This window comes from Streptomyces longispororuber (assembly GCF_024448165.1).
Lineage (GTDB): Bacteria > Actinomycetota > Actinomycetes > Streptomycetales > Streptomycetaceae > Streptomyces > Streptomyces longispororuber_A.
In genome coordinates this window covers 1-8398 of sequence record NZ_JAMOLN010000315.1, presented here as the reverse complement: position 1 = coordinate 8398, position 8398 = coordinate 1, and the positions used below count along the sequence as shown (strand labels likewise).

The window sequence follows — 8398 nt, the reverse complement described above, 5'->3', positions numbered from 1 at the left end:
GCCCCCGCGCCGCGATCCCCGCCGACGCCTGTGTCCTACCGCCCGGTTGTGGAAAACCCGGCCACCCGTACGTACTGCTCCCGCACCTCCCGGTACCGCAGCAGCTCCGCCGCGACGGGGTCGAGGACCCGCGCCCTGCCGCAGGCCGCGGCCGCGTCCCGCAGGCGCCGTTCCGCGTCCTGGCCGTACCGTCGCGCGGGCCCCTTCGCCGCCATCCGGCAGGACCACTCCACGCACGGCCCGCCGACGATCCCGGCCAGCATCATCAGCACCGGCACCCCGAGGTTCGGCGGGACGACCCCGACGATCTGGCCCAACAGCCAGAGCCCGCCCAGCACCTGAAGGATCGTCATGGACACCTGGGCGAGCACGGCGACCGGCCACCAGCCCGGCCGCGGCGGCCGCCCGCTCGGCCCGTAAGGCCCGTAAGGTCCGGCAGGACCCGCGGAACCCGCAGGACTCGCAGGGGACGCCGCGCCCTGGGACCGGGAGCCGCCCACCGGCGCGCCCGTCACGGCCAGCTCGTCGAGCGCCTCCGGCAGCCCTTCGGCACCGCGCGTGGCGGCCTCCCGCACGGCCTGCCCCCACGCGGCGGGCAGCCCGGTCGCGGCGGCGTCGCCGACGGCCCGGACGGCGTGCTCGACGCGCTGCCGCGCCGTGGCCTCTTCCTCGACCGGGACCACGGGGGGCTGGACGGGCGAGCCGAGCGCGCGCTGGGCCTCGTACCAGCGCCAGAGCCTGAGCCACGGGGTGCCGCACGCCTTGTTGGCGCCGCGGGCCCAGGCGCGTTCGGCGGCCTGGCCCGCGGCTGCCGCTCCCACGGCCTCGGCGAGCCGGTCGGTGAACTCCTCACGGGCCGCCTCGCTCAGACCGATCTGCCGCCCGGCCGCGTATACGGGGCGCAAGTGGTCGGCGGCGGCGTCGACGTCGGCGGCGATCCGGCGCACGGCGGCCCGCCGCTCGCCCGTGAACTGGTCGAGCGCGTCGCGCAGTTCACCGACGCCGTCGCCGGTCAGCGCGGACAGCGGCAGCACGGTGGCGCCCGGCTCCCCGTGCTCGCCGAGCGCGATGCCGTCCTCGTCGAGGAGGCGCCGCAGGTCGTCGAGGACCTGCTCGGCGGCGTCGCCGGGCAGCCGGTCGGTCTGGTTGAGCACCACGAACATCACCTCGGCGTGCCCCGCCATGGGCCGCAGATAGCGCTCGTGGAGCATCGCGTCGGCGTACTTCTCCGGGTCCACGACCCAGATGACGGCGTCGACGAGAGCGAGCACCCGGTCGACCTGCTCGCGGTGTGCGGGCGCGGCCGAGTCGTGATCGGGCAGGTCGACGAGGACGAGGCCCTCCAGCTTCGCCTCGCCGTGCTGGCCCTGGAGCGGGCGCCGTCGCGAGCGGCCCGGGATGCCGAGCCGGTCGAGCAGCCCGGCCGCGCCGTCCGTCCAACTGCACGCGATCGGTGCGGAGGTGGTGGGCCGGCGCAGTCCGGTCTCCGAGAGGGGCACTCCCGCAAGGGCATTGAAGAGGGTCGACTTGCCGCTGCCGGTGGCCCCGGCGACGGCGACGACGGTGTGCCGGGCCGAGAGCCTGCGCCGGGCCGCGGCCTCGTCGAGGACCCGCCCCGCCTCGGCGAGGGTGTCGCCGTCGAGGCGCGTCCTGGAGAGCCCGACGAGTTCGCGCAGCGCGTCGAGGCGCTGCTTCAGCTGGCCGTCGTGCCCGTCCTCGTACGCGCGTGGGGCCGTCGGCGGCTCCAGTACGTCACGTCCGTCACCCGGCTGACCGCCGGCCCGCCGCGCGATGAGCCCGTCGTCCCAGGCGCCGGTGGCGGGACCGGAGGGACTGGAGGAACTGGGAGAGCTGGAGGGGCTAGAGAGGTTGGAGTGGCTGGAGGATCCCGCGGAACCGGCGGGTTCAGTGTGATCGACGTGGTCCGTGCGATCGGTGCGATCGGTGCGATCGGCTCGATCGGTGCGCTCAGCGCGATCGGCACGATCCGTGTGATCCGTGTGATCCGTGACGGCGGTCACCGCCCTCACCTCTCCTTCTGCAGCAGCGAAAGGGCCGCGATCAGTTCGGCCTGGGGTTCGGGGCCGACACCGAGGCCGTCGAGCGGCGTGAGCCGGCGCTCGCGCTCCGCGCCGAGGACGGTGTCCAGGTACTCGCTCAGCAGCCGCCCGCCGCGGTCGCGCAGCCGCAGGGCGCCCTGGGCGCCGATGCGTTCGGCGAGGTTCTCGCCCGCGGCTCTGGCCCGTCGGCCGCCGAGCAGTGCGGTGGCGACGAGCGCGGCGACGATCTCGGGGTCGGGCGGCGTCGCGCCCTGGGCGTCCCCGACCGCCCGCACCTCTTCCTCGGCGTACTCCTCGAGGACCCGCCGCCAGCGCCGTACGGCCATACCGATCCGGTGCTCAGCGCTCTCCAGGCCGGGGTCGCGCCCGGTCAGTTCCGGGGTGCGGCCGCCGGGCTCGCGCCGCCAGGCCTCGTCGACGCGTTCGTCGGCGGCCGTCACGGCGCACAGCAGCAGGGCTCCGAGGCTCTCCACGAGGGCGTCGAGCAGCTCCCCCGCCGAGCAGTCCAGCGGATAGCTCCGCCACCGCTTCAGGGCGTCACCGGCGAGCACGGCGCCTTCCTGCAACCGGCTGCGCACGCGCGCGTGCTCGCTCTCGTACGCGTCCTCCACCGCGCTGGTGAGCCGTACGGCGGCGGAGTACTGGGCGGCGACGGCGGAGGCGAGTTCGGGCATCCGGGCGCGCAGCGAGTCGAGGACGCCGCGGGCGGTGCGGGTGACGGCGAGGGCGCGGGCGTCGGGGTCCTGGGCGCGGTGGGTGAGCCAGGCGCGCAGCGGGGCGACGGCGGTGGCCGGGAGGAGCCCGCCGTTGCCGGTCGACTCCGGCAGCTCGGGCACGGTGAACCGGGGGACTTCGCCGAGCCCGGCCTTGGCGAGCAGGGCGCCGTACTGCCGGGCCACCTCGGCGACGACCTGGTGCGGCACCCGGTCGAGCACGGTCACGAGGCTCGCGTCGTGCTCCTTGGCGGTACGCAGCAGGTGCCACGGGACGGCGTCGGCGTACCGGGAGGCGGTGGTCACCATGATCCACACGTCGGCGGCGCTGATGAGGCGTGCGGCGAGCCGCCGGTTCTCCGCGACTAGGGAGTCGACGTCCGGGGCGTCGAGCAGGGCGAGGCCGCGCGGCACGGTGCCCGCGGTCTCCACGCGCAGCACCTGTTCGTCGTCGTCCAGGACGGGGACGAGCGGGTCGTCGTCCTCCTCGCCGTCCGCCTCGGCGTCGCTCTGTCTGGGCACCCACGCGCGCGTGAGGTCGGGCAGCACCCGCATTCCGGAGAACCAGTGGTGGTCGTCCGGATGGCAGACGAGCACCGGTGTCCGGGTCGTCGGCCGCAGCACGCCCGCCTCGCTCACCACGCGCCCCACGAGCGAGTTCACGAGCGTCGACTTGCCGGCGCCCGTGGAACCGCCGATGACGGCGAGAAGGGGCGCTTCGGGGGCCCGTAGCCGGGGCACCAAGTAGTCGTCGAGCTGTGCGAGCAACTCGCCGCGGTTGGCACGCGCGCGCGGCGCCCCCGTGAGGGGGAGCGGGAAGCGCGCGGCGGCGACACGGTCGCGCAGCGCGGTAAGTGCGTCGAGCAGCTGAGGCCGTACGTCCAAGGTCACCACATGCGAAGAATGCCCAATTTTGCTGGCTTTCTGAAGCATATGACCGCACCTGCGCGCCGATAAGACGTCAGAAAGCACCAGTAGGACGCCACAGAGGGGTCAGGAGAGACCAGATAAGACGCGCGATACGTCACAGGGAACGCACAGCGGGATGGAAGGGACGAGAGGGGGCGCAGGCATAACGAGTGCACAACACCCGGGGCGCGAGACGCCAAAAGCGGTGCAGGATTCGTAACTGCCTGCGATTATCAGGACCGCTTCACCGAACCTCCACATCGAGCCACGGAGGCGAAGCAACAAGGACCGGGCCCCGGGAGCCCTATCCTTGTCCCCGGCAAGGTCACGGATCACCCCCACATCCGTCCGTCCGAGCCAACGGCCACACACCGGCCCCCGTAGCTCAGTGGATAGAGCAGGCGCCTTCTAAGCGCTTGGCCGCAGGTTCGAGTCCTGCCGGGGGCGCCTCTCGTAGGCCCTGCTTCGGTGGGGCCTTTCTGCTGGTCAGGGGCGTTTCGGCGGGACATACGGAAGCCCTCACCGGATCTGAGCTGCTCACCCCTCGACGCGTTGTCGGCCGCCTGTTCTACTTCGCGCATGTTTACGGCAGCGGTCTCCGCCTTCGTCGGCGGGGTGATCGGGCGGCTTCTCCTGGCACGGCGAGCGCGGCGAACTGCCGTTCAGGCCGAAGCAGGGCAAGCAGTCTTCTTCGAGGTCGGGGCCAACCTGCCGGACGAGGGGCGCCGATACAGCCATGGCCGGGTACGGGCCGGGGGCACGTTCCGGTGGACGCCTCGCCGGTCGAGGACGCGTCTGCGTGAACTGCCGACAGACCTGCGCTACGTCCGCGCACGCCGAGCGGCCTTCCGCGAAGTGTTGTGGGTCCCGACCAGAGCGCTGGTGATCGAGTGCGAGTCGTCCGCGGTGCCCGTACGGCTGTGGGCCTACCCGGAGCAGGCGGTCCACGTCGTGGAGATGATCCGGCGTGCCGGCCCGCCCCGTGACACGACTACGCCGGATTGAGCGGGGACTCACGGGTACAAGAACGGCGACTGCTGGAGACAGTCGGGGAGCGGAGTGACAGACGTCCGACTGCCCCCGCAGTGGGCCCTTCTGCGGATCCGTGAGGCTCGACGGGGAGCCCCGCGATGAGCCGGACCGATGCGGTGAACCAGCTCAGCAGTCGGCTGAATCCGGCCGGTCGAGAGCTGGCGGGTCGTTGATTCGGCCAGCCCTGAAGCCGTGCTGACAGACCGCGGGGTCATCGCCCGACGGCAGCTCTGCTCCGCGGGTGCGCCTTCCTGCCGTGCGGGCTGGGGAGGGTCGACCTCGGGCGGGTTCCGCTGGATGGTGGAGGGGTGGTGGAGTGCTGGGCCCCCCTGCCGGACCCGTCGAGGAGGCCGTCATGGCCGATCAGGGAAACCCGTATCTGCGTGGGCTGTTCGCTCCCGTGCGGGAAGAGGTCACCGCTCGCGGGTTGCCGGTGAGCGGGCGGCTGCCCGAGGGGCTCGACGGGAGGTACCTGCGCAACGGGCCCAATCCGCTGAACCTGGACGACCCGGCGGCGTACCACTGGTTCAGCGGGCCCGGGATGGTGCACGGGGTGCGGCTGCGGGACGGGCGGGCCGAGTGGTACCGGAACCGGTGGGTGCGCAGCGACACGATGGCGGCGGCCCTCGGCGACAAGCCCGTGCACGGGCCGCGCCACCTCGACATGGACGTCGCGCCGAACACCCACGTCCTGAACTTCGCCGGACGCTACCTCGCCACCGTCGAGGGCGGGTCGCTGCCGTACGAGCTGGACGGGGACCTCAACACGCTCGGCCCGTACGACTTCCAGGGCACGCTGCCGGGCGGGTTCGCGGCGCACACCACCGTCGACCCGGTCAGCGGTGAGCTGCACGCCGTCGCGTACTGCTGGGCGTATCCGTACGTGCAGCACCTGGTGGTCGCGCGGGACGGGCGGGTGCGGCGGGCGGTCGACATCCCCGTCACCGGGCGGCCGATGATGCACGACTTCTCGCTCACCTCCTCGTACGTCCTGCTCTACGACCTGCCCGTGGTCTTCAATCCGGACGTCGCCACGTCCCCGTCCTCCCTGCCCTACATCTGGGACCCCGAGCGCACGCCCCGGCTCGGGGTGCTGCCGCGGGAGGGGCGGGCCGAGGACGTGCGGTGGCTGGAGGTCGAGCCGTGCTTCGTCTTCCATCCCATGAACGCGTACGAGGACGGGGCCGGGCTGATCACGGTTCACCTGGTCCGCTACGACCGGTTGTTCGCGGGGCGGGACAGCCGCGGGCCCGACGAGACGCCGCCGCGGCTCGTCCGGTGGACCGTGGACCTGGCCGCCGGGACGGTGCGCGAGGACCTGATCGACGAGCGGGCCGTCGAGTTCCCGCGGGTCGACCCCCGGCGCGCGACCGGCGCGCACCGGTACGGCTACGGCGTGCTCGAACCCACCGACGGCTACGCCGCCGACCGCGCCCGCCGGCACCTCCTCTCCCCCACCTCACCCGCACCCGAGCTCGCCCAACTCGGCGTCGCCCTCGTCAAGTTCGACCTGGAGCGGGGCGGCAGCGAGGTGCACCGCTTCCCTCCGGGCACGGACGTCGGCGAGGGCGTGTTCGTGCCGTCGGCAGGCGGTGGAGGTGGCGGCGGAGGTGGCGGTGCCGAGGACGACGGGTGGGTCCTGTCGTACGTCTTCGATCCGGAGCGGGGCGGCACGGATCTGGTGGTCCTCGCCGCCCAGGACCTGAGCGGCGAACCCGTCGCGCGCGTGCATCTGCCGGTACGGGTGCCCGTCGGGTTCCACGGCAACTGGATTCCCGATCACGGCCACGACCACTGAGTGGGTACGTGTGGCGTCGGTCGGTGCCGCGTAGTGCCGGTGGCGCCGCGCGGTGTCACGTGGTGCTACGTGGTGCCACGTGGCGCCATGCGGTGCCATTCGACGCCATTCGGCGCCGTCGCACGCCCCCGCGCCGCCGCGCCTCCACCTGGCGCCAGATTGATTCAGCGCGACACCGTCGCGTTTTCCCAGGTCAGAGCGGATGGCACCTCGCGCTTGCCGGAATCGGTGCCGCCAGGGGTTGCACATGGCGCCATCATGGTGCCATTATGACGTCATGGACCTCACGCCGTATGTCGACACTCTCCGCCAGGAACTCGCGGTGGCCGCCGAAGCCGGGGGCGACGAAGCCCGCGAGCTGGCCGAGCGCCTCACCGCTCCCCTGGAGTCGGCGACCCGACTGACCATGCTCAACGTGCTCTCCGCCGCGATGGACGAGATCACCCGTGAGCTCGCCCCCGGCTCGGTCGACGTACGGCTCCGGGGCCTGGACCCCGACTTCGTGGTGACGCTGCCGCCCACCGAGGGCGGCGCCCCCGCGGAGCCGGCCGCACCTGCCGAACCGTTCCGGACGCCCCTCCCGGCCGACGGCGACGACGGCGGCACCGCACGCGTCAACCTGCGCCTTCCGGCCCACCTCAAGGCACGCGCCGAGGAGGCCGCCGGCCGCGAGGGACTGTCGGTCAACGCGTGGCTGGTGCGCGCCGTGTCGGCCGCGGTCGACGGCGGCGCCCGGCCGGCCGCACCGGAGAAGAGCCAAGCCGTCGGGCAGAGCTTCACGGGCTGGGTGCGCTAGCCCCACCCGCGACCCACCCACCCGTACAACCGCACCACGGCACACGCGCCACCCGGAACACCCGGAACACCCAGACCACTTCGACCCACACCACGTCCCACCAGCGGGGACGCCCTACCGACCCAAGAGGACGGGACAGCCATGCCTACTTTCGAGACTCCCGAAGCGATCTCGGCCACCGCACGCGTGGAGGCCGGTTCCATCCAGTTCACCGCGAGCGAGCGCAGCGACACGGTCGTCGAGGTACGGCCCCGCAACCCGAAGAAGGACATCGACGTGCGGGCCGCCGAGCAGACCGAGGTCACCTTCGGCGGCGGCACGCTGACCGTCCGGACGCCCAAGTCCAACCTGTTCGGCCGCACCGGCACCGTCGACGTCGCGGTCGAGCTGCCCGCCGGCTCGGACGTCGAGTTCACCGGCGCCTGGGCCCAGGTGCTCGGCGAGGGCCGGCTCGGTGAGGTCCGGGTGAAGACCTCGTCCGGCGACGTCCGCTTCGACACCACGGGACCGCTGAAGCTGACCGCCTCGCACGGCTCGATCACCGTCGACCGGGTCGAGGGCCCGGCCGAGATCACCACCAGCACCGGCAGCCTGCGCGTCGGCTTCATCGACGGGACCGGCGTCCTGAAGAACTCGCACGGCACCACGACGGTCGGCGCCGCCACCGGCGAGCTGCGGGTCAGCAACGCCAACGGCGACATCGAGATCCGGCGCGCCGAGGCCTCGGTCACCGCCACCACCGCCCACGGCACCGTACGGGTGGACGACGTCGTCCGCGGCACCGTCCAGCTGGAGACCAGCTACGGCGCCATCGACCTCGGCATCCGCGAGGGCACCGCCGCCTGGCTCGACGCCAGCTCGAACGCCGGCCAGGTGCGCAACTCCCTCACCGGTTCCGCCGCGCCGGACGACGCCGAGGACACCGTCAAGGTCCGGGCCCGCACCCGCTACGGCAACATCGACATCCGCCGCTCCAAGGTCTGAGCACTCGCCGGACCGGCCAGGCCCGCCAAGGCGGCCTGAACACCGTCCCACCGCGCCATCGCCCCACCGCGACCGGGGCCGAGACCGCTCCCGCCCCCTCCGCCGA

Annotated in this window: 5 protein-coding genes and 1 tRNA gene; 4 read left to right on the top strand and 2 right to left on the bottom strand. The window is 73.1% G+C overall.

The genetic code is table 11. The annotated features are described in order from the left end of the window. Positions 1 to 35: 35 nt before the first annotated feature. A complete protein-coding gene (locus M4J07_RS44980; RefSeq protein ID WP_445276315.1) occupies positions 36 to 2030 on the bottom strand; it encodes a YfjP family GTPase in 1995 nt (664 codons plus the stop codon). Continuing rightward, positions 2027 to 3667 (bottom strand): dynamin family protein, encoded by a 1641-nt coding sequence (locus M4J07_RS44975; RefSeq protein WP_255982619.1) that lies wholly within the window; start codon positions 3665 to 3667, stop codon positions 2027 to 2029. The genes M4J07_RS44980 and M4J07_RS44975 overlap by 4 nt, the downstream gene beginning before the upstream one ends. 389 nt (positions 3668 to 4056) lie before the next feature. Here M4J07_RS44975 and M4J07_RS44970 point away from each other — a divergent pair. The 4 genes from M4J07_RS44970 (at position 4057) to M4J07_RS44955 (ending at position 8292) form a co-directional block, all read left to right on the top strand. Next, positions 4057 to 4129: transfer RNA gene (locus M4J07_RS44970), tRNA-Arg, on the top strand. A 940-nt stretch (positions 4130 to 5069) separates the two neighbouring features. Further along, positions 5070 to 6512 carry a carotenoid oxygenase family protein gene (locus tag M4J07_RS44965; protein WP_255982617.1) on the top strand — a complete coding sequence of 481 codons (1443 nt, stop codon included), beginning with the start codon at positions 5070 to 5072 and terminating at the stop codon, positions 6510 to 6512. 277 nt (positions 6513 to 6789) lie between these two features. Further along, complete coding sequence (locus tag M4J07_RS44960; protein WP_255982615.1) at positions 6790 to 7308, top strand: hypothetical protein; 519 nt, start codon at positions 6790 to 6792, stop codon at positions 7306 to 7308. Between the two features lie 141 nt (positions 7309 to 7449). After that, on the top strand, positions 7450 to 8292 hold the full coding sequence (locus M4J07_RS44955) for a DUF4097 family beta strand repeat-containing protein (RefSeq protein ID WP_255982613.1): 843 nt from the start codon (positions 7450 to 7452) through the stop codon (positions 8290 to 8292). Positions 8293 to 8398 lie beyond the last annotated feature (106 nt).